Origin of the sequence: Capnocytophaga granulosa ATCC 51502, assembly GCF_000411115.1 — a bacterium.
GTDB lineage: Bacteria > Bacteroidota > Bacteroidia > Flavobacteriales > Flavobacteriaceae > Capnocytophaga > Capnocytophaga granulosa.
This window is the reverse complement of sequence record NZ_KE150242.1, coordinates 276,428-302,860: the sequence shown is the minus strand read 5'-3', so window position 1 is coordinate 302,860 and position 26,433 is coordinate 276,428. Positions and strand designations below refer to the sequence as shown.

Here is a 26,433-nt window from a genome sequence, read left to right as displayed (position 1 = left end):
TGTGACCAGCTAATATTTATTTTTTGTTAAAGTTTTCTTCCTTAAAATAACGTGAGTTTAATATAACGAAAGCTCCCACAGATTTTCAGGGATTTCACAGATTTTCTATGTTTGTGTAATTGTGCTGTTGCGATTTACACAGATTTTTATAAGGTCAAAGGCCTTATTTATCCGTGGAAATTAAGGAGTTATACTTAGTTGTTGTGTTATTCTCTCTGTGAAAATCCGTGGAATCCGTGGGGGAAAAATATAATTTTGCTTACATCAAACTCACGTTATGTTAGTGTAATCATGCTCCTACGATTTACACAGATTTTTATAAGGCCTTTGGCCTTATTTATCCGAGGAAATTAAAGAGTTATACTTAGTTGTTGTGTTATTCTCTCTGTGAAAATCCGTGGAATCCGTGGGAGAAAAAATATAATTTTGCTTACATCGAACTCATATTATAGTCAAACAGAAATGGTTTGCGAAAAATTAGCATGAGCAGGTGTAGGGGCTAATGGCAATTAGCCCTTGAAAGAGAGTGAATTAAGAATTAGTCTCTCGTCTTATTTATTCGCAATTTAAATATGATTAACTATAAAATAGCAAACAAATAGTATTTCACCAAAAATTTGTATATTTCATTGAAAACAAGTACCTTTGTGACCAATTAAACAAAAGTTCATTTCTGCAAAAAGTAACAATATAGGTTACTTTTTGCAGAAGAGGACTATCAGTAAGACATGGTAGGAAAAGGTTTTTCTTATATTGATTTTATCAATCAGGTACTTTCTGTAGGAAGAATTTCATTTACCTTAGACGAAGTAATAGAAAAAAGTGGCTATGATAGAAAAATAGCACAAGTTTCTCTATCTCGCTTAATAAGTAAAGGAAAAATTTTTCTTATCAGAAGGGGATTTTATGTGATTATCACTCCTGAATTTTCTATACAAAGAAATATCCCTTACATCATGTATATTGATGATCTTATGAAGTATTTACAACGAAATTATTATGTATCTCTGTTATCTGCGGCAGCTCTCCATGGCGCTGCCCATCAACAGCCTATGCAATTTTTCGTTACCACTACTATGCCTTTTATCAGGGATATAAAGAAAGAAAAAATCCATATCTCTTTTACTATAAAAAATGGCTGGGACACCTCCTGTATTACACAACTTAAAACACGTACAGGATATGTAAATGTATCTACAGCTGAGGCTACTATACTTGACCTTGTTGAGAACTTACAGGATTTTGGATTAGGCAGAGTTATTAGTATCATTGACGAACTATCTGAAGTGGTCAATAAAAATACTTTAAAGAAAATAGCTGACTTCTATCCTACTTCAGTAGTCCAGAGAGTAGGTTATATTCTTGATGATTTGCTTGGCAGAGAGGATATAGCTAAGTGTTTGTTTGCTGTCCTTTCAAAACGAAATATATACCCACAATACCTTTCTCTATCCACTCAAAAAAATGGTTCTTTAACTGATAAGTGGAAAATTATTCCAAATGAAAAAATAGAAATAGATATATGATACCACAACGATATATCCTAGAATGGAAATCTATTGCTCCTTGGTTGCCATCATATGTCCTAATATAGACTATAATGCAACTCAGGCTTGGGAAAAGATTAAAACTACCCTTATAGAAAAGATTTAATTCTATATATTTCCCTTATTTGTCTTTTCTTTAAAATAGTTCATTTCTGCAAAAAGTAACAATGTGGGTTACCTTTTGCAGAAATGAACTGTTGTTTTTAGTGTATTTTCAATTATCTCATTTCCTCAAGATCGGATTCAGCTCCTCATCGTTATACATCTTCATTTGCTTATATACCTTCATGTATTTTCGCCCTGCGGCGATATCGTTCAAGAGTTGATCAAGGGCAAGAGAGAGGTCTTCTCGCTGCTGGAGGAGTACTTGGAGCTTCTCTCGGCACTTAGCAATATGTTCAGCGGAGGCATCAGTGCGTTCGGTTTCCTGCTGCATATGGTAGATCTTTAAGGCTAAGATAGAGAGCCTATCTACTGCCCATGCAGGACTCTCGGTATTAATGGTTGCCCCTGCCTGTGGGGTTACGTCTTTATATTGGTGAAGGAAATAGCTGTCTATATACTCCACAGTATCGGTACGGTCTTGGTTGGAAGCATCTATTTTTCGCTTGAGCAGCAGTGCTTCCTTGGGGTCAATGTCAGGATCGCGAATGATATCCTCGTAGTGCCACTGTACCGTATCTATCCAATTTTTACGGTACAATAGGTGCTCAATAGTCTTGCTATCGTACGGATTTTCAAAGGGTTGGTTCACATCATCGGCTATATGATAGCGCAGGATACTCTCCCAAAAAATGTCATAGGCTAATTTACTAAACATATTCCTTGTTTTATTTGCAAAAATATCGTTATTTTGCGTAATAAAAAAATTTATTTTTGAACAAATGATTATTCACCCTTTTGACCAAACGCCCTCCTTGTTCTCTGAGTTTGTAGCCCAGCTAAGAAGTGTTGATATCCAACAGGATAGAATGCGCTTTAGGAAAAACTTGGAGCGTATAGGGGAACTCCTAAGCTATGAGATGAGCAAGACCCTCCCCTACCAAGTACAGCGGATCACCACCCCCTTGGGGGAAAAGGATATTCCTCTGATACAGGATAAGATTGTGGTATGCTCTATCCTCCGTGCGGGATTGGCACTGCACCAAGGGATATTGAATTACTTTGACAAGGCCGACAATGCCTTTATCTCTGCCTACCGCAAGCATACCTCCCCTTCGGAGTTTGAGATTTTAGTGGAGTACTTAGCCTCTCCCTCCTTGCAAGACAATATCCTTATCTTGGCCGACCCTATGTTGGCCACAGGACGTTCGTTTGTCAATGTATATAACTCCCTCCAACTGCTGGGCACTCCTAAGGAAATACACCTTTTTGCAGTCATCGGCTCCAAACAAGGATTGGAGTACGTCAGCCAACATTTCCCCGAAAATGCCCACTTATGGATAGCTACCATTGACGACTATCTCAACGAAAACAGCTATATCGTCCCAGGCTTAGGCGATGCTGGTGATTTAGCCTTTGGAAAAAAAATGCAAGGATAGTAGGTCTGAATTAAAAATATAATTTACATGGGAGATAAGGCAATAACTGTAGAGGAGCAAATCATCACTTTAAAAACAAGAGGATTAGTTATTGAAAATGAAGATAAGGCAAAAGAAATTCTAAAAGATATAGGATATTATCGCTTAGGTTTCTATTGGTATTATTTCCAAGAGGATAAAATAAGGCATATTTTTAAAGATAGAACCCTATTTTCAACAGCTGTAGACCTATACTATTTTGATATGGAGTTAAGGCATTTGCTTACTAAAGTCTTAAGTAGAATAGAAGTAAATTTACGAACTCAAATTACCTATATTGTTTCAAACCATTATAGTGAAAATCCTATTTGGTTTGTAGATACTAATATTATGGACAGAGAGTTTGTAAAAATATTCAAAAAGATCTACAAAGACATACGTAAGAATAATGTCATCATACAAAATCATCATAGAAGGCACGAGGAACCTTATGCACCTGCTTGGAAAACTTTAGAATTTGTAACTTTAGGGAGTATTCGAAAAATTTTCAACGCTATAAAAGATGATAGTGTTAAAATAAAAATTACAGAAGCATATGGAATCAATAGAATAGATGTTTTTGATAATTACCTAAAAGCTATTGTCGATATTCGTAATGCATGTTCTCATACAAGAGTTATATTTGATTTCAAAAGTGAGGAGTCTATTAAAAACACGAAAATATGTAAAATTCTTCCAGTTGAAAGAAATCACCTCAATGCCATTATCAAAGTAATTCATTACTTTCTGACTAAGATTTCTAACAACAGAGCAAGTGATATGCAAAAAGAAATAGATGATTTAATACTCAAACATGCTAATAATAAAGATCTTATAGAAATCATTAAAGAAAAAATGAAATATTCTTTGTAAATACAAAAAAGTTTTGTAACTTTGCAACGTGAATGGATCACAGTGTCCTTACAGACAAGAACTGCTATCGGCACTTTAAAATAGTTAAAGCCCTTTCCTTTGTGAAAGGGCTTTTGTATAAACTGACCTACACAGGTTTAACTGTGGAATATCTAATGGATATACAACCTCCACACACTTTACTTGCTTACACACAACTGAACTTGGTAGAATACAAGAGTTTCGTTCCGTAATAAAAACGTAAATACTAACTTTTTTGAAAAAACTATTCTTTTTTATAGTCTTTATAGCCTTTGGAGGGTGTCAGTTTACACTGGCGCAAGATACCTTACGTACCAAACGCATCCTAAACGACTCTATTAGGATAAAAGAGGATTCTCTCTACCGAAGAATAGAACGCAGAACTCAGAAAAGTAAGATCGGCCGTCGCCTTTATGACCTTATTTTCACCTCTGGAGAATCGGTGCCTGCTATCCCTCCCCCTCCCAAACCTAAAGAACCTTCCCGCTGGGTAACTTTTCAGGGAAAAATCATTCGCCATATCGAGATTACCACCTATGACCCCTTGGGCTTTGATGAGCGGGATAGTACCCAACAACCCAACAAATGGGAACGCTTGGGCAACCGCTTCCATAACAAAACAAAAAGCGAGGTAGTCAGGCGCCTCTTGCTCTTTGACCCTTATACGCCTTTGGATTCTATCAAAATGAAAGAGACCGCCCGTGTGCTACGTAGTCAATATCATATTCGAAGGGTGTATATACAGCCTGTGGCTACCCATAGTGCTGATTCAGTGGATATTAAGGTCAATGTCCTCGATAGCTGGAGCCTCTATGCCGATGCTATGGGCTCTCTTAACGAAGGTACAGTGCGGGTTTTCGAGCGCAATTTCTTAGGTTTGGGGCACCAACTATCGGGTAGGTATAGCCAAGAAATCCGAGGAAGTACCCGCCCTAGCTTTGGCTTTGACTATGAGATTCCTAACCTATATGCCACTACGCTCAACGCGTCCGTTGGCTACTCTATGGATTTTGACAAATATTACTACAAATATGGATCGCTCTCTCGCCCTTACTACTCTCTCTATACCCGTTGGGCGGGGGGTGCCAGTGTCTATCAACGGACTTTTGACGATACCATCCTCAAGAATGACTCTCTTTACCGCCCCGATTTCAAGGTCTCAGGTAGCAATCTCTGGGGAAGTGTTTCTTTCCCAATACTTAAGCGCTATACTCCTGTCAATCGGGTAACCAATATGGTCTTTTCCTTGCGCTATTATCGAATAAACTACCTAAAAAAGCCTGATGAGTTCCTAGACCCCGAACATTTCTATTCGGATAAGAATACATTTTTGGCTTCTTTGGGGGTGAATTACATAGGGTATGAGCAAGATAGATATATTTTCAGGCATCAGGATATAGAAGATATTCCCATTGGCAAAAGTGTTGCCCTTATTGGCGGATTCCAAGACAATCTCGGTTATAGAACACCATATCTGGGCGGACGTTTGCGTTATGGAGATTACTTTTCCTTTGGTTATTTAGCCTCTGATGTACAATTGGGGGGCTTTCTCACCCAAGAGCGCAACAAACAAACAACCTTGCGCTGGGAGTTTACCTATTTTTCCCCTTTGTTCAACATTGGGCAATGGCATTTTAGACAATTTGTCAAATGGCGCTCCGTAGTGGGACTCTCCCGCAAGGACTATGTAAAGGATCGTATCTCCCTCAATGGCTCCACAGGGATCATAGGCTTCAATAGTCCTACACTTACAGGCATACACAAGTCTATACTAACCTTACAGACGCAATCCTACTCGCCTTTCGCTCTCTGGGGATTCCGTGTGAGTCCTTTCCTTATGGGGGATATAGGGTTTATAGGTAATGACAACCGCAATTTGCTAAAGGATCAGATGCTGACCAAAGTCGGCATTGGCTTCTATATCACCAATGACTATATCCCTTTGGGCAATTTCCAATTTTCTTTTATCTATATGCCACGTGTGCCTGGGGTAGGCAACCATATACAGAAATTCACCAGTATCAACAACACCGATTTCAGGCTCCCTTACTTCAATTACAATATGCCTGAGCTGATCCGCTACGAATAAAACAATAGCCCAACATCGCAAAGGACATCAGGCTATTATCACCATAAAATATGACTTAACTAATTCTCATACAACGGGTTAGGAATCTCTTCCCGACCTTGTTCCATTCTACTTTGTTTGTTTGTTTTGGCCCTTGCCACTATTTTACTAATGACATATTCTTCTTCTTTCTTTTGTCCTCTGAAAATGAGCTTCCCAGCCTTAGCTATATCACCTATATACTTTTTAATCAGCTGGTACATCTCCTTATTGGCCTGTGTATGGTGTTTGCGCTCATTCATTAGCGTATTTTGCTGTATGTTAAGTGCATCGAGCTGCTTGGTTTGCTCTACTACCTTCTCCAAGAAGCCTTCGGGCATATCGGCAATACGCTCCATATTATCGCTGTAATAAGGAATGGCATCGCGTACAGCCTTAACCACTCCTGCGATATTTTTTCCATTGATTTTGGTTACAATCACCTTGAGCAAGGAGGTATCCAGACCAGAGCGCTCCGTATAATCCTTTAGGAAAGTAATACTTCGGCGGAGTTCGTCGGCCTGTTTGTATAGTTTTGCCGTAGTTTCTTTCTGTTTTACAACGATGGCATTGGTAGAATCATTGTTTTTCAGCTTGCTTATTGCCTTTTTGAAACTCTCTAGGTATTCGGCATTCATTGTTTTGTAAATTTGAGAAAAAGAAGCCAAATCTCTTTCAAAGCTTACCGCAATAAAATCGGCTATTACTGCATAATCCTCATGTTTGATAGTGGGTGCTTTCATAAACAAATCTATTTATTAGTCTTATATGGTTCTTTCTAAGGGGGCTTTAGTTTTTATCCACAAAATATGGTGCAAAAATATATGTTTTTTTCTTATTTTACAAATTTATTTTAATTTTTTTCTTGGCTCATTGTATAAAAAATATAAGGTAACTGAAGCAAGCATCAATTACCTTATTTCTTGTACAATCATGGAAAAAATTATTGCATATTTTTAGCCTCTATACTTAGAGTTGCATGAGGTACAGCCTTGAGGCGTTCTTTGTCTATGAGCTTACCTGTTACTCGGCATACACCATAAGTCTTGTTTTCTATACGGATAAGTGCATTTTTTAGATCACGAATGAACTTTTCCAAGCGTGTAGCCTGTGCCATATTGGATTCCTTACTCATCATTTCAGAACCTTCTTCAAAAGCCTTGAAAGTAGGTGAAGTATCATCTACACTATTGTCAGCCCCATTGAGATAAGCATTGCGTAAGAACTCCAAATCTGCTTGGGCTTTCTCCAATTTCTCCTCTATAATCGCCTTGAACTCTTGCAAATCCTTATCGGAATAACGAACTTTTACATCCATAATATACTGGTTTTTACTTACAAATTTGTTCCTTAAAAAAAGGCATTTATACCCCTTTTTTTAAGTTCCGCAAAGATACGAAATTTTTTGGATATTTGTATACATAACACAGAGAAAACTTTCTATTTATGGTATTTTACCCAAAATTTGACCATCTTTACTTACAACATAGGATTGACCTGCCTTAACCACTACACAATAATAGTGGCCATATCAAGAGACATTTTTTCATACAAATAGCCCTCGTCATATAGTAGCTGATTATAGACTTTTGCAAGATATTCATAACTCAATTCCTTCTACCCTTAATTTTAGCAATCCCAATTGTATAGCACCTCTTCAAAATTCTTTTCTTTCAAATCCTCCTTACGAATAAAGAAGTTAGCCACCCCCATGGTTCCCCACATAATATGGTCAGCATCGGAGTTCATCTGAAGGAGCAGCTCGGTAAATGGTGAGTCCTCCTCTCTGGGATCTTGTTGGGTAAAATAAGGATACCCTCCTATACGATGCTCTGTACCATCGGGGACAATGTCCCACAACAGTCGTCGAGTCTCTTCGGGCAGATCCCATATTGTTTCTATATCATCGGAAAAGGCTTCATTCCATAAGTCGGTAAAAAGGCGATCAAAATTCACATCCCATGGGGTAATTCCCTCTTCTCTGCGAATGAAAGTAAGCGCCAATTCTTTATAAGGAGTCATAGGGGTATATTCCTCGGTGAGCACGTACTGAAGCTTTACCTCATCCAGAGAAAGACCCTCAGTAGGTTCTGGAAAATAGAGCACTCGCTTGCCTGCATTACTACAAGGATCCTGCAAATCCAACCCATAGAGGTCATCACCGTCTATAATCCAAAACTGCAATAGTCCTTCCTTAGGATATATATTGTTCTCAGGCAACTGCTCACAGTTGATTTGTGCTACCATAAAGAACGGATTCCCCTCACTATCTCTGGGGATATGTCCGTTCTTAGGTACATAGGGATAACCGCCAAACTTACTATCGGTAAGGGTAAGGTTTTCTCCTTCGTGCGTTTCTATAGTAATGACTTCTTTCTTAGTAGCCTCGTTTAGCTTCGCTGCTAGAGTTTTGATCTGTTCTTGAGTGGGTTCCATATACTTTATTTAACTGAAACTAAACCAGTTATACACTTCTTTTTCGTCAGGGGAGATAAATAGCGAAATCGTATCGGCACTGTACTGTAAATAGTTATATCCTATTACATAGCCTAAATAGTTCTTATCTTCTAAGGAAATACCATATTCTTCACAGAGATAGGATTCTGTATCCAGGCGATATTCCAAATACTCGTCTAAATCCTCATAGGTTTCTTCATCTTCATCGTAAGGGGTAAGCTCATATATCTCACGTTCGTGTCCGCTATACCCTTGTGTGTAGTGATTACCAGCGATAAACTTGCCCGTTTCTTGGTATTTATCACGAGTTACCCAATAACTTAGCAGTGTATCCATATAAGTGGCATAGTCCCCACTGATTGCTTCCCATTTCTCTAAACTATCCTTATAGGGTGAGGGGTCATAGCTGTGTTTCACCTCACTATTGAGGTAAAGGTCTTTGTGGGCTGCATAATCTTCCTTTGCATTTTGATACCATTGAGGCAGTTCAGAAAAGTTAGGCAACCAATCCATCTCTCCATCAAAACGGTATTTGTCCCCTACTTTCTCAAAACGTACAAAGAACCAATTACAATCTGTACGCTCTGACTCATACTCTGCCAATCCACAAGCATACATGGAGATAAAATGTGCCTTGCTTTTTTGCTGCTGTTCATTCTCTATTTCTACCGTCAGTAGTGGAAAGAAAACATACTTAAACCACTCTTTAGGAGCTTCAAAAACTTCCTCTATACTTGGAAAGAGTTTTTCTACTTTGGTTACTTTTATCATGTTATTTTATTTGAAATACTCTATTTTTCGCTCTACATAGAGAATAGGTATCTCCTGTTCATAGTTAATGAGCTTGATCCAGTTCCCTTGTTTGTCATTTGTATAATGAAAAGTACTAAGTTTATTAGAAGAAAAGGTCAAATGCTCAATTAAGCGACCCTCTGAAGAGAATTTATTCAAAAAACCATTTTTCTCATTTCCATTTATCACAATATACTCCTCACTTAGTTTCTTATTCTTATCATAAATGTATTTAGAATCCCATATCATACTTCCCACTCCTTGGAACAGGGAACATATCAACTGATTTTCAGAATTGTACTGATAGAGTGCACGAGCACTTAGTTTCTCATTTCGGTAAGTATCTTTGCTGACAAGTTGTTTGTCCTTATAGGTATAGACTTCCTTAGCGCTTGGAAATTTATCTACATCTATATAGTTACATTCTATAAGCTGTCTATCAGCATTATAGCTATATTTGCAAGTTACCCCTCCTTCCCCTTCTATCTGATTGAGAAGCTCTTCTATTTTCTCTCCATCAGTGTTGTATCTGTAGGAATCTCTTACAACTAATTGGTCTCGTACAAAAGTTGATTTGTCAATAAGCTGATTTTTCGTATCGTAAGTATACACTATCCTCTGGTGCAGTGTAGTGTCGAACAAACGTTTCTCTACTAAAAAACCATTGGAATTATAGGTAATTACCGAAGGTACAATATCTATCAAAAAGGCAGCAAAAAAGGCAACAGCCCCCATTCTCTGCATCAGGTGCATCTGCTCTATTTTCTCAGACGGATAAAACCCCATAGAAAAAGGATCTCCCTTGGTTATTTTTCCATCTTTCTCTATAGTAAAATAGAATGATGTTTCTACCGATTTCACCCTACCTTTCAGTCCCATCTTTGCCCAATCAGTAGTTGCTGATTGTGCATAACTACACAGATGAGGTATTAATAACAATATGAATATGTGAAAAAACTTCTTCATCCCTCAAATTGTTTTTATCTTATTCTTTAAAAAGTTACCTTAACTCGTTCAATTTACCTTCTTATAGATCATTTTCGTGACCTCACGAAAATGATCACCAATACTGATAATCAACATCTTGTTCCTAAGACTAATTGACCAATATCATTTTCGTGAGGTCACGAAAATGATAACTAATACTAATAATCAATAGTTTAAACCCATTACCGACTAGAATAGATCATTTTCGTGAGGTCACGAAAATGATAACTAATACTGACAATCAATACACTACACCCAATACTAATAGACAACTATCATTTTCGTGACCTCACGAAATTGATCATATTCGAGAATATACCATATTATTTTTTATCTTTAGGTAATTTTTGGGAGTCTTTCTCTATATTTTTCTCATCACGTGCTACTTTTCGCTCCAATTTCTTAATATCCTCAGCAGCAGGGAGTTCTTCTGGTTTTATACCTCGCTGTCCTAACATATCACGTACTGTTTGATTATTTTGTACATGTTCTTGTGTAATAGATAGTTCTCCATGCAAATCATTACTTTCTACATTATAATTCGTCATTTCGGTAGCGAGGTTTTTTGCTGCGATAGTCAATGTTGGAAGAAAATCAGCTAAAGGTCTATTAGCTTTTACTCCTAAGCGCTGTTTCATATCCTCAGTTGTATATCCTCCAAAAAGTGCTGTATCTCCTTTGGATCGTATACGTGCAAAACCTTTATCATCTACACCTCTTTCATAGATATTTTGAGAAAGTTGCTTTTCAGCTGCTCTAAGTTTATCACGAGTTTCTAAACGAGAAAGCAAGTTCAGTCGTTCTTCTATTAACTCTGCTTTGCGTGTCTGTACTGCAAAATAACTCTGTGCAAAGGCTACTTCCTCTTTTTTAGGATCTCCATTTTGAGCAATAAGATAACAAGCATAACGTGTAAGCATAAAATCTGATACTTCACGTTTTCCTCCTTTACCTATATCGATCATTTTCGTGACCTCACGAAAATGATCATCTACATTGATACCCTGAGTTTTACATGAATCTACAGCTCTATGAATAGCAATAATAAAATTCTCCCAGCGAGCATAGCCCAATATGGCTTGCAACTCACGTGCAAACCATATTTCAACTCTCTCCTGTCTGTCTTCACTCTCTATATAATGTGTTATACTATCAAATGAGAGTTTGTACTGTACAATACTATTCTTGTCCATTATATTTTTTCCACCACAATCTTAGTCACAATATCATCAAAAGCGACTTCTTCTCCTTGGAGGGTGTCGGCAAAGAGGATTTCGTTGGCTAAGGTCTCTGCTTTGATATAGGCTTCATTGGCACGAACAGCCTTCTCAAGTGTATCTTGCTGTTGCAAAAGGATACGAATTCTGTCTGTTACTTCAAGGCCTGTATCTTTGCGAAGGTTCTGGATACGATTCACTAATTCACGGGCAATACCTTCTGCACGCAACTCATCGGTAATAGTAGCGTCCAAGGCTACTACCAAGCCCGTAGAGGAGCTAGCCACAAGCCAACCTTCTATATCCTGAGAGGTGATTTCTACATCGTCCAAGGTAAGGGTAAGTTTTTCTCCATCAAGAGTGATTTCTTTAGTGCCTTGACGTTCAAAGGCTTGTATATCTTGTTGGGTAAAGCCGTTAATCACTGCGGCTATATCCTTCATCTGTTTACCAAACTTAGGCCCTAATGCGCGGAAGTTAGGTTTGATTTGTTTTACCAAAATACCTGAAGCATCATCGATAAACTCTATTTCTTTTACATTCACCTCGTGCTTGATGAGGTTAGCTACCGCCAATATCTCTGCCTTTTCGGCTTCACTAAGGGTAGGAATGAGTATCTTCTGTAGGGGTTGGCGTACCTTAATCATCTCTTTCTTACGCAGAGAAAGCACCAAAGAGGAGATATTTTGCGCCTTCTCCATCTTGCTTTCTAAGGCCTTATCTATATATGGCGCCTTGCTCTCTGGGTAATCAGTTAGGTGTACTGATTCGGCCTTGTCCTTGCCTGTTACCCCATTAAGATCTCGGTAGAGTCTGTCCATAAAGAAAGGTGCCACTGGAGCGGAGAGCTTAGCCACCACTTCCAAACAGGTATAGAGGGTTTGGTAAGCGGATATTTTATCTTCCTCGTATTCACCTTTCCAAAAACGACGACGGCAAAGACGTACATACCAGTTACTTAGGTTCTCTTGTACAAAGTCAGAGATAAGTCGAGTAGCACGAGTAGGTTCGTAATCTAAGAAAGCTTCTTTAACCTTGGCCATAAGGGTATTGAGCTCGGAGAGAATCCAGCGGTCTATCTCTGGGCGTTTTTCCAAAGGCACTTCCGCCTCAGCATAGGTAAAGCCGTCTAAGTTGGCATAGAGAGCAAAGAAAGAATAGGTATTGTAAAGCGTACCGAAGAACTTGCGGCGTACTTCCTCTATCCCATCTACGTCAAACTTGAGGTTGTCCCAAGGGTTGGCGTTGGAGATCATATACCAGCGAGTAGCATCAGCTCCGTACTTGGTCAAGGTCTCAAACGGATCTACCGCATTGCCCAAGCGCTTGGACATCTTTTGTCCATTTTTGTCCAATACCAAACCATTGGACATCACATTTTTATAGGAAATAGTATCAAATACCGCTGTAGCAATTGCATGTAGGGTATAGAACCAACCGCGGGTCTGATCAACTCCCTCGGCGATATAATCTGCCGGGAAGGCTTTCCCTTCGTCTATTTTATCTTTGTTTTCAAAAGGATAATGTACCTGTGCATAAGGCATAGACCCTGAGTCAAACCATACGTCTATTAGGTCACTTTCACGCTTCATGGGCTTGCCTGAGTCGGAAACCAAAATGATCTCATCTACTATATTCTTATGCAGGTCTATCTGGTCGTAATTGGCCTCAGACATATCCCCTACTTTGAAATCCTTAAACGGATTTTCTTTCATCACACCTGCCGCTACCGCCTTGTTGATTTCTGCAACCAACTCTTCCACCGAGCCGATAACTTTTTCTTCCTTGGCATCCTCGGTACGCCAGATAGGTAGCGGAATTCCCCAATAGCGGGAACGGGAAAGATTCCAGTCATTGATATTCTCCAACCAATTGGCAAAGCGCCCTTCTCCTGTCGCCTTAGGTTTCCAGTTAATCTCTTGATTGAGTGCCACCAAGCGATCTCTTACGGCCGTCATCTTAACGAACCATGAGTCTAATGGATAGTAAAGCACAGGGGTATCTGTACGCCAGCAGTGGGGATAGCTATGGACATATTTTTCTACCTTAAAGGCCTTGTTTTCTGTCTTGAGCAATATAGCTAGCTCCACATCCCATGATTTTTCGGGTGCCTCGCCAGTCTTGTAATATTCATTCTTGATATATTTTCCTGCAAAAAGCGCAGGTACCTTGTCTCCTTTGAGAAAACGCCCTTGCAAATCCACCAAAGGTACTAAATTGTCATTCTCATCTTTGACCAACATGGGCGGAATGCCATTTTCTTTCCCTACACGGGCGTCATCTGCCCCAAAGGTAGGCGCTATATGTACGATCCCTGTACCATCTTCGGTTGTTACAAAGTCCCCTGGAATCACTCTAAAGGCTTTTTCTGCATTTTCAGCAGGGAGGAACCAAGGAATGAGTTGCTCATAGGTAGTACCCACAAGGTCTGCTCCCTTACATTCGGCCAAAACCTCATAAGGCACCTTCTTGCGATTTTCATCATTGGCATAAGCAATAAAATCCGCCTCCTCAGAAGTCTTGAAAAACTTAGCTCCAAACTGCTTTTCTACCAATTCCTTAGCCAATATCACTTGTATAGGCTCAAAAGTATATTGGTTAAAGGTACGCACCAAGACATAGTCAATATTTTTACCCACTGCCAAGGCGGTATTGGATGGCAAAGTCCAAGGGGTAGTCGTCCAAGCCAATATATACACGACACCCTCAGCAGAACCAAGTTCCACCTTTGCTTTAGGAGAGAAATCTTTTACCTTGAACTGAGCGGTAATGGTCGTATCACTTACATCGCGATAGCAACCAGGTTGGTTAAGCTCATGGGAGGAAAGCCCTGTCCCTGCCTTAGGTGAATAGGGCTGTATGGTATAACCCTTGTAGAGTAATCCCTTGTTATACAATTGCTTAAGAAGCCACCATACCGTTTCCATATATTTAGGCTTGTAGGTGATGTAAGGATCGTCCAAATCCACCCAATAACCTATCTTTTCGGTAAGGTTGTTCCATATATTGGTATAGCGCATCACCGCTTCCTTACAAGCTTTGTTATAATCGGCTACAGAGATTTTTTTACCAATGTCATCTTTGGTAATGCCTAATTCCTTTTCTACGCCCAACTCCACAGGCAGCCCATGGGTATCCCAACCTGCTTTGCGGAATACCTGTTCGCCCAATTGGGTATGGAAACGACAGAAAATGTCCTTTAGCGAACGTGCCATTACGTGATGAATACCAGGCAATCCATTAGCAGAAGGCGGCCCTTCATAGAAGATAAAGGGCTCCTTACCATTGCGGAAGTCTATACTTTTCTGAAATATAGCGTTATCTTTCCAGAATTGCAATATCTCTTCGGCTATTCGGGTCAGTTCTAAGGCTTTGTACTCTGTAAATTTCATTTTTTTAATTTTTAAAGTTAAGAATATTATAGAAAAAGTTTTGAATGCTGAGTTTCAAATTTTAAGTTTAGTTACTATTCACTTTTCATTTTTCACTTTTCATAAATAAAAGAGCAAAGATATAACATTTAAACAAAAAAATCAAGTGTTTTTCCATGTTTTTTTATTTGTAGATTTTTTTCATATAGGTATCATAGAATGATGTTTTCTTAAACCTACCTTTGCCCCATAATTTAAAAAGAAATTTTTATGACTCAACAACCTACCATGCGCGCACTGCTCCAAAGAGAGATTGCCCAACAAGAGCGCTTTATCAAGGAAAAACTAACCTCCTTGCTTATTCCTTTTAAAAAGTCCCTACACTTTAGGGTCAGCAAGGCCTATACCACTTTCTCGGTAAAACTCAAAAAACCACTCTCTATCAAAGAGTTATTGAGAATAGAACAAGCCTTTCCCCCTGGCTATATGGTGCTCTCCAATAGTTTTCTGGGCGAGATGACACAGCACCAGTTTATAGAAATCCGTATACCCAACCAGAGTAGCCATTTCTTCCATCTACAGGAATTACTCTCTTATTTCTGCCTTAGAAAGACTAAAGGAATACTCCCTATTATCTTAGGCTTAGATGATCGTGATTTGTATTCTATAGACTTAGCAACCTCCAAGCATATCGCCATAGAAAGCGATCTGCCTTCCTATCGCTACAAGCTCCAACAGCTCTTTTTGCATTCACTACTGACTCCCAACAACCACAAGTGGGTACAAATCGCTTGGATAGAAGAGCCTCTCGAACATACTAAGTTGCGCTCCCGTATTGCTCCCTTTATGCTTACCGAAGCTACCCAAGCTCAAGAGGTTCTTCCCTTGGTTATAAAGGAAAATGAAAAACGCAAAACTGAAAACACCTTTGACACCCGTTGGATCATCTTCGTTAGCGATGCCTATGCTTCCTATCACCAGCACAAGGATTTATTCAATGCCTTAGAAGACTCTCAGGCGCAGGGTATCCACCTGATAGGCACCTCCGAGTGTTTGGACAAGGATACCATAACAGTAAAGGACATCATGGAGTATAACAGCCTTTTCTCCCCTTCCCTATGGATGGACACCGAAGGACGTTTGCACCATGAGCGTAGCATTATACAGCTGCCTTTCTTTACCGAAGAGACAGTAATTCCTTTTGAATTTTACCAATTGTTAGACAAACGTATCAACGAAATCTTAGGGAGAACAGAGATGAATCTATTCGGTAAGTCTATGGATTTCCAGCAGGTACAAAGAACCCTCTCTTCTGAAATAAACAGATACCACTTGCGCAGCAGTGATGGTCGTATAACGCTATCCCTAAGTGCTATTCGCTCCACACTTGACCACATGCATCAAAAACTTTTTTATGATATGATAGAACGCTTGAGTAAAAATATCTACTATTTTGTAGGAGAAACCTCTGAAAAGTTAACCAACCTAAAGGAACTACGCATAGAGCCTGAAAGTGGGCAAGTACTTATCAATGATAAGGTAGCCTATACCTCTACTTCCGAGGGAGGTTTAGTTCCCCTCATCGTCCAGTCCATTTATGACCTTACCTTACATGCTGTCCCACAAACGGTTACAACCTTAGACCAACTGGATGAGGCGACCTATCCACAGCTACACCTTGTCACAGAAGCACTGCAAAGAGGTGAAGCCTACAAAGAGATTGCCCCACGGACAACCCCCATCGCCCTCATCTCAGAGATAGAGGACGTCCTCTCAAAAGCGAAGTTTCAATTAACGAGCAAAAAGGAAGTGGGAGAAAACACAAGTCCAATACATAAGAATAAGCATATATTAGAAGGTATTGATGAGCTTCCCAATAAAGATTTTGCCTTTAAATTACTCGAATTCATGAGAGATTATGGCCTATTAGAGAATAATCTTATAACCCTTACCGATGTTCAGGCTTGTAAGAACTTAGGGCACACCTTCCCCATTTTATTAGAAGCAGATGGAGAGAATAGTAGCAAAGATAATAGTGGAAGAGACCGATATTATCCCAATGATCTTTTTAAATACAATGGTAAAGAATATTATGTTACTAATGATTGGTATGAGAAAACAAAAGAAAAATCCAGCAATAGAGATAACCGAACTAGGTTCTTAGAATGGATTAAATCTTTGCTCAATAAATGATAAAATTTATTTGTATATATAAAAATATTTTCGTAATTTTGCAATCATCTTTAATTTTTTATTTATGTCAAAATTTGTTGGAACTTTTTGAGGATTTTAATAAGTTTATAAATCCTATTACAAGAAATCTCGTTGCTAATATAAGCAGAAAAGAGAAAAAACATAGAACTTGTTCTCACTGTAAAAATAGAACAAAATTAGAAGCTGCTCACTTAAAAGGAAAAGAGCGTCCTGTTATTGTCGCTAATATTATTTGTGAAATGACTGAAAAAAAAGAAATTAGCAGTAATGATATTATTGATATAGATCTTAATCTATTCTTAGAAAAATTTATAGAAGAGCATACTCCTTTAGAAAAGTCTGTCATTATTCTTTGTAAAAGCTGCCATAGAGAGTATGATAAAACAAATAATGTAGAAATTAAAGATCATATAAATGTAGATGAACTAGAGGAAGACGAACTATCCGATGAAGCCTTTGAAGAAGCTATTAAAGAAGCTATCACAACAGCAATAAACAAAAAAGATATTGTTAGCATCGTAAAAAATCAAATAAATGAACTTTCCGATAATGACACTTTCTTTTTTGCAAACATAAATAAAACGGTGCCTGTTTGGTGGATTGAACCTAATAAGGATAAACTCTTAGGAAGTTGGTTCTTATTGAATAATAAAGACAAAAAAGAAGTCCATGTATTCAAAATAAATAATAGTAACTCCTTCGATAAACTAAGAATAAGAGAGGATAAAAATAATCAATACAGATTAGAAATCTTAACAGAGCAAGCTCCTAATCATTTCATTGATAGATTCTCTAAGGTAGATTTTAAAGAATACTATATTCAGACAATCAAGTACTAATATAAAATTAATACTGCTCTTAACTTTCTAAGACGCAATAAATTGCGTCTCTACACATACGCTGGCTAAGACAATTATTTACTTAGCATAGTCTTCCGTAGAGATGCAATTTATTGCGTCTTAACACTTTTCTCTCTTCACTTTTCACTCTTCACTTTTTTGTTTCTTTTTATCGCCTCTTCCCAGTACTTGACAAACTTCTCTCTTAGGTGCTGAGGTTCTACGATGGTCAGTGACCAACTCCGCTTCATCAGCTCCATAATGAGGTCAAGGGTAGGCTTGATATACAGTTCAAAGGTAATTCGTGTATTGGTTTTGCTCACTACCCTCTGAGAGGGGTGTATGGGCGAGGCCATAAGATAGTTGCCATCACGATGGTCAAATTCTAAGACAAGCCGCTCGGCCTGCTCATCGGTGAACATACCAAAGGCATCACGATAGGGGGTTACAAAATCTAATTGCTTATTCGGGCGAAAGGTATCTCCCTCCTCTATACTTCTGATACGTTCCAAGGCAAAAGACTTAAAGGGTATTTCAGGATGGGCTATATCTACCGCCAAGAGGTACCACTTATAATCCTTATGCTTGAGCTTATAAGGTTGCACGGTATAGGTCTTTTCTTTTTCATCACGATAGTCATAGTAGGTAAGCTGTAGCTGGTAATGCTCCTCTATAGCGTGCATACAATCGGGCAGGTGTTCTGCTCCTGTGTTTCTACGAGGTTCTGGAATCACATACATAGGCAATAGTCCATCCTTATTTTGGGCAGTCAGCAGCATATAAGCGGTCAAAAGGTCATCTATAAGCTCGCTCCCCTCTTCATTAAAGAAATAACCATTTTCCTTATTGCGCTCTATCTTACAACGTTTGTACTGAAGTGCTTTTCTATCTCGGTGAAATAACTGCTTATCATAGCGATATTTGCGTTCCTTATTGTCCTCTCTTTCTTTGACATAAGGGGACATCGCTTTAGCTATTTCTTGGAATTTGGGAAACTCTCCCTTTCGGTTACAATTGCGAACATATCGCAATAGGATAAACTCTCGTATGATTTTCTCCATGATTTTACTTGTATTACTGTTTTTTTTCTTATTTTTGCACTCATTATGGAAGCCATTTTATACAAATACTTACCTTCTGAGGCGGTAGTACCTTGTTTTGAACTGATTAAGAACTTAGGGATCTACCTCAAGATCGTCAATGAGCGACAGAGTAGGCATGGGGATTACCAATGCCTGCCCAACGGACAGCATAAGATTACAATCAATGCCAATCTGAACAAATATCGCTTTCTGATGACCCTCATCCATGAAATCGCACACTTGGTAGCTATTGAAAAGTATGGCAAGCAAATAAAACCTCATGGCAACGAATGGAAAACTACCTACCAAGCCCTGATGAAGCCTTTCTTGCGAGTTGAGATCTTCCCTGCTGAACTACTTTCCTACCTTATCATTCACTTCCAAAACCCTTCTGCCAGTAGCGATACCGATGTACACCTAACGCTGGCTATGCGACAATATGACAATGGGGAGCGTACAAAATATTATGTATTTGAGCTCCCCACTGATAGTCTTTTCCGTACCGATGACGGACGTGTATTTAGAAAAGGCAATAAGAAAATCAAGCGCTATGAGTGCTTGGAACTGGCCACTGGCAAGCGCTTTGTCATTCAGCCACATGCCTTAGTAGAGTTAGTTACCCCTTCTTAACCTTTTGATTTATATAGCTTTACATCTTTCTTTTAGCCAAGCCTGTTGCTCCTTACCTACCAAGGGGCTAAGGGTTTTCTCTACCCATTGGTTGTAGTTATTGAGCCATTGGCGTTCCTCTTCTGTAAGCATATCCACGATAACCGCACGGGTATCTAAGGGGCAAAGGGTAAGGGTTTCTAAGCGGTAGAAATCGCCAAACTCATTGGAACTGTGTTTCTGTACCGCAACGAGGTTTTCTATACGAATACCATAACGACCTTCACAGTAGATACCAGGCTCATTGGAACAAACCATATGTTCGAGCATAGGCACATCTCTCATCTCCTTACGAATGCTCTGTGGTCCTTCGTGTACGCATAGGTAGCTACCTACCCCATGGCCTGTACCATGTCCATAATCACGCTGATTCTTCCAGAGAATAGCACGGGTGATGGAATCAAGCTGTACCCCACGAGTGCCTGCTGGGAATATAGTGGTACTTAAGGTGATCATCGCCTTCATCACAAGGGTATAATCACGCTTAAAGTCTTCTGAAAATTCCCCAAGAGGAATCACACGAGTAATATCGGTCGTTCCTTCTATATAGTGGGCACCGGAGTCTATCAGTACGGTTCCCTTGGCATGCATAGGCACTTCGGGATTAGTAGCGGCATGGTAATGCACTATAGCTCCATTACCCTCATAACCTATGATCTTACCGAAGCTATTGGCCAAAAATCCTTGTTCGGCGCGGAACTTATCCATAATATCTCCCAAAGAGTGCTCAGTAAGTGGGGTCTTTCCTATGTTGTTTTCGAGCCAATAGAAGAAATTGACCAAGGCTACCCCATCCTTTACCATGGCTTTGCGGAAACCTTCTAATTCGGTCTCGTTCTTCACCGCCTTGAGTAGTTGTACAGGTGAAGGAGCGATATGTAGGGTATTGTGCTCACCTACTGTATTATAGATAGTCTGATTGGCATCGGGGGAGAGCAGGATGGTTTCTCCTTTGAGTTTTTGTAATTCCTTGAAGTAATCATGGTAATCCTTAAGCTCAATATGTTGTTCTTTGAGGTAGGCCTTTACCGAATCATCGCACTGCTTAGTATCTACAAAAAGGGTAGCACTCTTAGGGGTGATACAGAGGTAAGCTAAGAAAACAGGGTTGAAATTCACATCATTACCACGGAGGTTGGTCACCCAAGCAATATCATCAAGAGCAGTAACAAGGAAGTGAGTAACCCCTTTATCTGCCATAATACCCCTGAGAGTTGCTAACTTATCCGAAGTTGAGCGACCTGTATATTTTTCAGCACGTACATAGATAGGCTTTCTATCGTCCTTAGGGCGGTCTTTCCATATCTTCTCAATCAAAGGCTTATCTACCAAGGTAATTCCCTTTCTCTTGAGTGTATCGCTGAGTAAGTTCCATGTATTGTGAGGCGTACAAAGGCCGTTGCAGCCTACTTTTGCCCCTTGGGGAAGTTCGTTTAAGAGCCATTCTTGGCTAAGGGGAGCATCCTTAGTGCCTTCTATGAAGAAATCTACACCTGTACCTGTAAGCTGGTTCTTAGCTTGTACTAAGTAACGGCCATCTGTCCATAATACAGCCTTGTCATGTGTGATGAATATGTAGCCCGCTGAGCTATCAAAACTGGAAATCCATTTCCTTTCCTCCCAATAAGGGGTGAAATACTCACTCATGTGAGGGTCTGCATTGAAAACCACAAAAGCATCCAAGCCATTGGCTTTCATCTCATTACGTAGTAATGATAATTTTTCTTTTGTTGTCATTATCTTTATATTTTTAGAATATGTTTTGCAAAAATACTTCCGTTGCCCCCATGCCATAACGCATATAGTCAGCGTCCTGATAACTTAGATCATAGCGGGAGAAAAGCGTCTCCAACTCGGCCTTAAGTACGCCCTCCCCTACGCCGTGTATAAAGACGATACTAGGGACTCCTTTTTCTATGGCATATTCTATACAGCGCTGGGCTTCTTCCAGTTGGGTATTGAGCATATCAAAATTGGTCATACCATGGGTATGGGCAACCAATTTCTCTATATGCAAGTCTATTTCCATATGGTAGGTAGGCTTTTTTCTTGATTTTTGTCCCTTGGGTGCCGTGTTTTTCTTCTTTTTTTCCTCCTTAGGCTCCACATACATGGCTCTATGATAGGGAACAGAAGTGTTGAGGTCTGTTTTGACCAATTCCGAAGGGGCAAAAGTAAGACTAATCCCCTCGGAGGTCTCTATACACACCTCTTTGGAGGTAATTTTGGTAACTACCCCTGAGATAAGTTCGTCTATCACTTCTACTTTGTCCCCTACTGAAAACATGTTTGTTCTACGTTTTGATGTGCAAAGATACGAATTTAATAACTAAAAATCAATGATTCTTGGCTATTTTTTTACCTTCGAAAAAGAATTTTACTTTTCATTTTCCGAAAAAATCCGTACCTTTGCAGCACTTATCTAAACTAAATTCATTATGATTAAGAAATTTTCCCTACTGCTAGTACTTGCCCTATGCCTCCCCTCTTGTAGTAAAGAACCTCAGGCAGAGCAATTAGAGAAAGCTACCCAAGAAGCCGAAGCCACAGACCAGCAATATAGAACCAAAGACTTTGTATGGCAAGGCCTAAACAAATACTACTTGTGGCAAGAGCAGGTAGCTGACCTCTCCGATACACGTTTTGAAAAATCTGTCTCTTATACCAATGCTACTAGTAAGAACTATGTAGATTATCTTAAGAACTTTAGCTCGCCCGAAGTGCTATTCAAGCAGCTACTTTCTCCCGAAGATAGATTCAGCTTTATTGTAAAGGATATAGACGAACTGGAAAACTCCTTCCAAGGGATCTCCCTCTCCACAGGTATGGACTATGCCTTAGCCCGAATAGAGACAGGCGGAGTCGTAGGCTATGTACGCTATGTACTCCCCAGCTCCGATGCTGAAAAACAAGGCGTGAAGCGAGGGGATTTCTTTGATTCAGTAGATGGGGAAAAACTTACCCTTAACAATTACCAAAAATTGCTCTTTAACCAAAACCCCTCACTGACCTTTGGCTTCTTCAAAGTGGTTGACAAACAGATAGTTCCTACCGAGAGTAAGACCCTTTCCCAGCTTCCACTTCAGGAAAACCCTATACTGCTACACAAGACCCTCAACCGCAATGGCAAAAAGATAGGTTACCTTGTGTATAACTCCTTTGTGAGTAAGTATGACAAAGAACTTAATGAGGCCTTTGCCCAATTCAAAGCCGATGGGGTGAGCGACTTGGTACTTGACTTGCGCTACAATAGTGGCGGAAGCGTACAAACGGCTATCTATCTAGCCAGTATGATCAAGGGTACTGATACCCACAAAGTATTTGTAAAACAGGCCTCTAATAAGAAAATGGCCAACTATTGGAACCGTGAATACAACTTTGAAAACAATATATCGGGCACCCCTATCCAAGCGCTAAACTTGCCTAAGGTATATATACTCACTTCCAAGCGCACCGCTTCGGCTTCGGAGCTGATTATCAATGGACTGAAACCTTACCTGACTGTTGTACAGATTGGAGATAAGACGGTAGGGAAAAACCTTGCCTCTATCACCCTGAAGGACAAGACCCAAGGCAGTAAGTGGGCTATGCAACCCATCGTGCTCCGCTCGGAGAATGCCGCTGGTTTTGGGCACTATGAGACAGGCTTATTACCTGATTTTGAAATCAAAGAAGATGTTCGAAACTTAGGCGTCTTGGGTGATGAGAATGAACCGCTCTTAGCTAAGGCTTTGGAACTCATCACAGGGGTTCCTCCACAGAGTGCTTCCCTTAGAGGAGCAGGAGTAAGGCGTGTAGCCAATAGACTTTCCATGGACGAGTTCGACCACTGCCGAAGCCTATCCCCTACTAATAACCGTATGTATATAGATAATCCTACTGAATAATGAATACAGAAATCCCTTGGCAGACAGCCAAACAATACGAAGATATTACCTACAAGAAGTGTAACGGGGTCGCTCGTATTGCCTTCAACCGACCAGAGGTGAGAAATGCTTTCCGCCCTCGTACTACCTCAGAACTCATTGATGCACTGCGCGATGCTACCGAAGACACCTCTATCGGTTGTGTACTCATCTCTGCTGAAGGCCCCTCGCCCAAGGATGGGGTATGGTCATTCTGTAGTGGAGGTGACCAGCGCGTACGTGGCAAGCAGGGGTATGTAGGTGATGATGGCGCTCATAGACTCAATATACTAGAAGCCCAACGCCTGATCCGCTTTATGCCCAAGGTTGTCATCGCCGTAGTACCTGGCTGGGCAGTAGGGGGAGGCCATAGCTTACATGTGGTATGCGACATGACCTTAGCCAGCCGAGAACATGCCATCTTTAAGCAAACTGATACCGATGTAGCCAGCTTTGATGCCGGTTATGGTTCTGCCTATCTGGCCAAAATGGTAGGACAGAAAAAAGCCCGCGAAATCTTCTTCTTGGGGCGCAACTACTCCGCTCAAGAGGCTTTTGAGATGGGTATGGTCAATGCCGTAATCCCTCACGATGAGCTAGAAAGCACCGCTTATGAGTGGGCACAAGAGATCTTGCGTAAGTCCCCTACAGCTATCAAGATGGCCAAATACGCCATGAACCTTACCGACGATGGTATGGTAGGCCAGCAGATCTTCGCGGGCGAAGCCACTCGCCTGGCTTATATGACCGACGAAGCCAAGGAAGGACGCGATGCCTTCCTTGAGAAACGCAAGCCTAATTTTGAGAAAAAGTGGATTCCTAATTAGGATTCTTCCTCTATTTCCACCTCTGGATATAAAAAATTGTTGTAAGGGAAACGCGTAATGTGTATTTCCCTTACTTTTTTATATACTTTCTCTCTGAATTCCTGTATATTTTCCTTATTCACCGCTGAAATAAAGATAGCATCTCCATTCATACGGTTCATCCATGTTTGTTTCCACTCCTCAAGGGTAAAGTGTCGGGAGGTCTTCTCGGTCATCAGGTCATCTTGGTCTATGGTTTGGTGAGTATAAGCATCTATTTTGTTGAAGACCATGATAGTAGGCTTATTGATACTTTGTATTTCGCCCAATATCTGATTGACCGATGCGATATGCTCTTCAAAATTGGGGTGAGAAATATCCACCACATGTAGCAGTAGGTCGGCATCTCTGACCTCGTCCAAGGTACTCTTGAACGATTCTATAAGCTGGGTAGGGAGCTTTCGGATAAAGCCTACTGTATCACTTAGCAAAAAGGGTAGGTTGCCAATAACCACCTTGCGCACGGTAGTGTCCAAGGTCGCAAAGAGCTTGTTCTCAGCAAATACCTCACTCTTGCTGATAAGGTTCATCAGGGTAGATTTTCCCACATTGGTATAACCAATAAGAGCCACTCTCACCAAGGCACCTCGATTGCTACGCTGGGTAGCCATTTGCCTATCTATGGTTTCTAACTTCTTCTTGAGCAGGGCAATACGATCACGGACGATACGTCGGTCTGTCTCTATCTCCGTCTCCCCAGGGCCACGCATCCCAATACCCCCACGCTGGCGCTCCAAGTGTGTCCAAAGTCCTGTAAGGCGCGGCAAAAGGTACTGATACTGCGCTAGCTCCACCTGTGTACGGGCATAGCTTGTTTGGGCACGCTGGGCAAAGATGTCCAAGATAAGCGTTGTCCTATCCAATATTTTGATTCTTAGGATTTTTTCTATATTGTTCTGCTGGGCGGGTGTCAGCTCGTCATCAAAGATAACGGTACCTATTTCGTTTTCTTCTACGAACTGGGTGAGTTCCTCCATCTTCCCTGTGCCAATAAAGGTTTTAGGGTTGGGGGTATCAAGGCGCTGGGTAAAGCGCTTAATCACCTCTCCCCCAGCCGTATAGGTCAGAAACTCCAGTTCGTCCAAATATTCGTGGGCTTTTTCTTCGTTTTGAGTAGCGGTAATCACGCCCACTAGTACCACTTTTTCATAGTCTAAATTTTTCTTTTCAAGCATGTTGAAAGTTTTGAGTTTTGAGTTTTAAATTTTGAGTTATAGCAAAATAAAAATCGTCGGTTGTTTATCCAATTGCAGCCCTTTGCGCTTACCCCGCCACTCCCCTACTGTATAGGTATGTATGGATTCCCCTGCGAGGGTTACATTGGTAGCCACACATAGGGAAGTCTGTGGGGAGAGCAGCTGTAACATCTCATCCAAGAGTGCCTCATTGCGGTAAGGTGTCTCTATAAAAAGCTGGGACTGTTGCTCTTCTTTTGCTCTTTTCTCCAAGCGCTTAAGGGCGGACTTACGCTCCCCCTTATCTATAGGCAGATAACCATTGAAGGCAAAAGACTGCCCATTCATACCGCTGGCCATAAGGGATAGCAGCAAGGAGGATGGCCCTACCAAGGGCACCACACGTATGCCCTTGTGGTGTGCCAAGCGCACAATGTCGCTGCCTGGGTCGGCTATGGCAGGACAACCCGCATCGGAGATAATTCCCATGGGATAGCCTGAAAGACAAGGGGATAGAAACTGCTGCTTATCCTCCTCCAGTGTATACTTGTTCAGTACGAAAAGCTCCAATTCCCCTTGGGGGTGTTTGGGAGCTATCTGCTTGATAAAGTGTCGTGCATTCTTAGCATTCTCCACTATAAAGTGCTTGCAGTGTAGCACCACCTCCCGTACACGAGGGGGCAAGACCTCAGAGACCTCACTCTCTCCTAATAGGTTGGGTATCAAGTACAAATTTCCTATCTCCTGCATAA

Annotated in this window: 22 protein-coding genes; 9 read left to right on the top strand and 13 right to left on the bottom strand. The window is 40.4% G+C overall.

Annotated features, from left to right (window positions below; genetic code table 11):
• The first annotated feature begins 728 nt into the window (after positions 1–728).
• Entirely contained in the window at positions 729–1,526 is a 798-nt protein-coding gene (locus HMPREF9331_RS01285) for a type IV toxin-antitoxin system AbiEi family antitoxin domain-containing protein (RefSeq protein WP_016419380.1), read from the top strand.
• 244 nt (positions 1,527–1,770) lie between these two features.
• On the opposite strand, the gene HMPREF9331_RS01280 is transcribed toward HMPREF9331_RS01285, so the two are convergent.
• A complete protein-coding gene (locus HMPREF9331_RS01280; RefSeq protein WP_016419379.1) occupies positions 1,771–2,367 on the bottom strand; it encodes a DUF4254 domain-containing protein in 597 nt (198 codons plus the stop codon).
• Positions 2,368–2,431: 64 nt separating this feature from the next.
• Here HMPREF9331_RS01280 and upp point away from each other — a divergent pair, with 64 nt between their 5' ends.
• The 3 genes from upp (at position 2,432) to HMPREF9331_RS01260 (ending at position 6,089) form a co-directional block, all read left to right on the top strand.
• Positions 2,432–3,088, top strand: a complete 657-nt coding sequence (gene upp / locus HMPREF9331_RS01275; protein ID WP_016419378.1) for a uracil phosphoribosyltransferase — start codon at positions 2,432–2,434, stop codon at positions 3,086–3,088.
• Positions 3,089–3,115: 27 nt separating this feature from the next.
• Complete coding sequence (locus tag HMPREF9331_RS01270; protein WP_016419377.1) at positions 3,116–3,979, top strand: Abi family protein; 864 nt, start codon at positions 3,116–3,118, stop codon at positions 3,977–3,979.
• Between the two features lie 256 nt (positions 3,980–4,235).
• Positions 4,236–6,089, top strand: coding sequence for a BamA/TamA family outer membrane protein (locus HMPREF9331_RS01260; protein ID WP_016419375.1), 1,854 nt, complete (start codon positions 4,236–4,238; stop codon positions 6,087–6,089).
• Between the two features lie 59 nt (positions 6,090–6,148).
• Here HMPREF9331_RS01260 and HMPREF9331_RS01255 read toward each other — a convergent pair whose 3' ends face one another.
• From HMPREF9331_RS01255 to ileS, 7 genes are all read right to left on the bottom strand, one after another.
• Positions 6,149–6,850, bottom strand: coding sequence for a hypothetical protein (locus HMPREF9331_RS01255; RefSeq protein ID WP_009641593.1), 702 nt, complete (start codon positions 6,848–6,850; stop codon positions 6,149–6,151).
• 200 nt (positions 6,851–7,050) lie between these two features.
• Positions 7,051–7,425, bottom strand: a complete 375-nt coding sequence (locus tag HMPREF9331_RS01250) for a TraR/DksA family transcriptional regulator (protein WP_009641581.1) — start codon at positions 7,423–7,425, stop codon at positions 7,051–7,053.
• 311 nt (positions 7,426–7,736) lie between these two features.
• Positions 7,737–8,543 (bottom strand): YwqG family protein, encoded by an 807-nt coding sequence (locus HMPREF9331_RS01245; RefSeq protein ID WP_016419374.1) that lies wholly within the window; start codon positions 8,541–8,543, stop codon positions 7,737–7,739.
• A gap of 9 nt (positions 8,544–8,552) precedes the next feature.
• Complete coding sequence (locus HMPREF9331_RS01240; protein WP_016419373.1) at positions 8,553–9,335, bottom strand: hypothetical protein; 783 nt, start codon at positions 9,333–9,335, stop codon at positions 8,553–8,555.
• Positions 9,336–9,341: 6 nt separating this feature from the next.
• A complete protein-coding gene (locus tag HMPREF9331_RS01235) occupies positions 9,342–10,322 on the bottom strand; it encodes a hypothetical protein (protein WP_016419372.1) in 981 nt (326 codons plus the stop codon).
• A gap of 344 nt (positions 10,323–10,666) precedes the next feature.
• Positions 10,667–11,536: a DNA damage-inducible protein D gene (gene dinD / locus HMPREF9331_RS01230; RefSeq protein ID WP_016419371.1), complete on the bottom strand. Its 870-nt coding sequence runs from the start codon at positions 11,534–11,536 to the stop codon at positions 10,667–10,669.
• Positions 11,536–14,952: an isoleucine--tRNA ligase gene (gene ileS / locus HMPREF9331_RS01225; RefSeq protein WP_016419370.1), complete on the bottom strand. Its 3,417-nt coding sequence runs from the start codon at positions 14,950–14,952 to the stop codon at positions 11,536–11,538. Before ileS ends, dinD begins: the two co-directional genes overlap by 1 nt.
• 249 nt (positions 14,953–15,201) lie before the next feature.
• Here ileS and HMPREF9331_RS01220 point away from each other — a divergent pair, with 249 nt between their 5' ends.
• Both HMPREF9331_RS01220 and HMPREF9331_RS01215 read left to right on the top strand, forming a co-directional pair.
• A complete protein-coding gene (locus tag HMPREF9331_RS01220; protein WP_016419369.1) occupies positions 15,202–17,124 on the top strand; it encodes a hypothetical protein in 1,923 nt (640 codons plus the stop codon).
• The gene (locus tag HMPREF9331_RS01215) at positions 17,121–17,984 is read left to right on the top strand and encodes a hypothetical protein (protein ID WP_016419368.1); all 864 of its coding nucleotides are present in this window, start codon (positions 17,121–17,123) and stop codon (positions 17,982–17,984) included. The genes HMPREF9331_RS01220 and HMPREF9331_RS01215 overlap by 4 nt, the downstream gene beginning before the upstream one ends.
• Before the next feature lie 137 nt (positions 17,985–18,121).
• Here the strand turns inward: HMPREF9331_RS01215 and HMPREF9331_RS01210 are convergent, their stop codons facing one another.
• A complete protein-coding gene (locus HMPREF9331_RS01210) occupies positions 18,122–19,045 on the bottom strand; it encodes a helix-turn-helix transcriptional regulator (RefSeq protein ID WP_016419367.1) in 924 nt (307 codons plus the stop codon).
• A gap of 45 nt (positions 19,046–19,090) precedes the next feature.
• Here HMPREF9331_RS01210 and HMPREF9331_RS01205 point away from each other — a divergent pair, with 45 nt between their 5' ends.
• Positions 19,091–19,696, top strand: coding sequence for a SprT-like domain-containing protein (locus tag HMPREF9331_RS01205; RefSeq protein WP_009641591.1), 606 nt, complete (start codon positions 19,091–19,093; stop codon positions 19,694–19,696).
• 9 nt (positions 19,697–19,705) lie between these two features.
• On the opposite strand, the gene HMPREF9331_RS01200 is transcribed toward HMPREF9331_RS01205, so the two are convergent.
• Both HMPREF9331_RS01200 and HMPREF9331_RS01195 read right to left on the bottom strand, forming a co-directional pair.
• Positions 19,706–21,472, bottom strand: a complete 1,767-nt coding sequence (locus tag HMPREF9331_RS01200; protein WP_016419366.1) for an aminopeptidase P family protein — start codon at positions 21,470–21,472, stop codon at positions 19,706–19,708.
• Between the two features lie 13 nt (positions 21,473–21,485).
• Positions 21,486–22,022 carry a Smr/MutS family protein gene (locus HMPREF9331_RS01195; RefSeq protein WP_016419365.1) on the bottom strand — a complete coding sequence of 179 codons (537 nt, stop codon included), beginning with the start codon at positions 22,020–22,022 and terminating at the stop codon, positions 21,486–21,488.
• 151 nt (positions 22,023–22,173) lie between these two features.
• Between HMPREF9331_RS01195 and HMPREF9331_RS01190 the strand changes: the two genes are divergently transcribed.
• Together HMPREF9331_RS01190 and HMPREF9331_RS01185 are read left to right on the top strand one after the other, a co-directional pair.
• Positions 22,174–23,622, top strand: coding sequence for a S41 family peptidase (locus HMPREF9331_RS01190; RefSeq protein WP_016419364.1), 1,449 nt, complete (start codon positions 22,174–22,176; stop codon positions 23,620–23,622).
• Positions 23,623–23,633: 11 nt separating this feature from the next.
• Positions 23,634–24,467, top strand: a complete 834-nt coding sequence (locus HMPREF9331_RS01185; protein ID WP_172539831.1) for a 1,4-dihydroxy-2-naphthoyl-CoA synthase — start codon at positions 23,634–23,636, stop codon at positions 24,465–24,467.
• Here HMPREF9331_RS01185 and hflX read toward each other — a convergent pair.
• Positions 24,464–25,681, bottom strand: coding sequence for a GTPase HflX (hflX, locus tag HMPREF9331_RS01180; protein ID WP_009641548.1), 1,218 nt, complete (start codon positions 25,679–25,681; stop codon positions 24,464–24,466). The genes HMPREF9331_RS01185 and hflX overlap by 4 nt on opposite strands.
• A gap of 36 nt (positions 25,682–25,717) precedes the next feature.
• Entirely contained in the window at positions 25,718–26,431 is a 714-nt protein-coding gene (locus tag HMPREF9331_RS01175; protein ID WP_016419362.1) for an SAM-dependent methyltransferase, read from the bottom strand.
• Positions 26,432–26,433: the final 2 nt, after the last annotated feature.

Bases quoted from the DNA above. Each gene is read 5' to 3' on its own strand.
- HMPREF9331_RS01285 (WP_016419380.1), top strand. From the start codon at position 729: ATGGTAGGAAAAGGTTTTTCTTATATTGATTTTATCAATCAGGTACTT.
- HMPREF9331_RS01280 (WP_016419379.1), bottom strand. From the start codon at position 2,367: ATGTTTAGTAAATTAGCCTATGACATTTTTTGGGAGAGTATCCTGCGC.
- upp (WP_016419378.1), top strand. From the start codon at position 2,432: ATGATTATTCACCCTTTTGACCAAACGCCCTCCTTGTTCTCTGAGTTT.
- HMPREF9331_RS01270 (WP_016419377.1), top strand. From the start codon at position 3,116: ATGGGAGATAAGGCAATAACTGTAGAGGAGCAAATCATCACTTTAAAA.
- HMPREF9331_RS01255 (WP_009641593.1), bottom strand. From the start codon at position 6,850: ATGAAAGCACCCACTATCAAACATGAGGATTATGCAGTAATAGCCGAT.
- HMPREF9331_RS01250 (WP_009641581.1), bottom strand. From the start codon at position 7,425: ATGGATGTAAAAGTTCGTTATTCCGATAAGGATTTGCAAGAGTTCAAG.
- HMPREF9331_RS01245 (WP_016419374.1), bottom strand. From the start codon at position 8,543: ATGGAACCCACTCAAGAACAGATCAAAACTCTAGCAGCGAAGCTAAAC.
- HMPREF9331_RS01240 (WP_016419373.1), bottom strand. From the start codon at position 9,335: ATGATAAAAGTAACCAAAGTAGAAAAACTCTTTCCAAGTATAGAGGAA.
- HMPREF9331_RS01235 (WP_016419372.1), bottom strand. From the start codon at position 10,322: ATGAAGAAGTTTTTTCACATATTCATATTGTTATTAATACCTCATCTG.
- dinD (WP_016419371.1), bottom strand. From the start codon at position 11,536: ATGGACAAGAATAGTATTGTACAGTACAAACTCTCATTTGATAGTATA.
- ileS (WP_016419370.1), bottom strand. From the start codon at position 14,952: ATGAAATTTACAGAGTACAAAGCCTTAGAACTGACCCGAATAGCCGAA.
- HMPREF9331_RS01220 (WP_016419369.1), top strand. From the start codon at position 15,202: ATGACTCAACAACCTACCATGCGCGCACTGCTCCAAAGAGAGATTGCC.
- HMPREF9331_RS01215 (WP_016419368.1), top strand. From the start codon at position 17,121: ATGATAAAATTTATTTGTATATATAAAAATATTTTCGTAATTTTGCAA.
- HMPREF9331_RS01210 (WP_016419367.1), bottom strand. From the start codon at position 19,045: ATGGAGAAAATCATACGAGAGTTTATCCTATTGCGATATGTTCGCAAT.
- HMPREF9331_RS01205 (WP_009641591.1), top strand. From the start codon at position 19,091: ATGGAAGCCATTTTATACAAATACTTACCTTCTGAGGCGGTAGTACCT.
- HMPREF9331_RS01200 (WP_016419366.1), bottom strand. From the start codon at position 21,472: ATGACAACAAAAGAAAAATTATCATTACTACGTAATGAGATGAAAGCC.
- HMPREF9331_RS01195 (WP_016419365.1), bottom strand. From the start codon at position 22,022: ATGTTTTCAGTAGGGGACAAAGTAGAAGTGATAGACGAACTTATCTCA.
- HMPREF9331_RS01190 (WP_016419364.1), top strand. From the start codon at position 22,174: ATGATTAAGAAATTTTCCCTACTGCTAGTACTTGCCCTATGCCTCCCC.
- hflX (WP_009641548.1), bottom strand. From the start codon at position 25,681: ATGCTTGAAAAGAAAAATTTAGACTATGAAAAAGTGGTACTAGTGGGC.
- HMPREF9331_RS01175 (WP_016419362.1), bottom strand. From the start codon at position 26,431: ATGCAGGAGATAGGAAATTTGTACTTGATACCCAACCTATTAGGAGAG.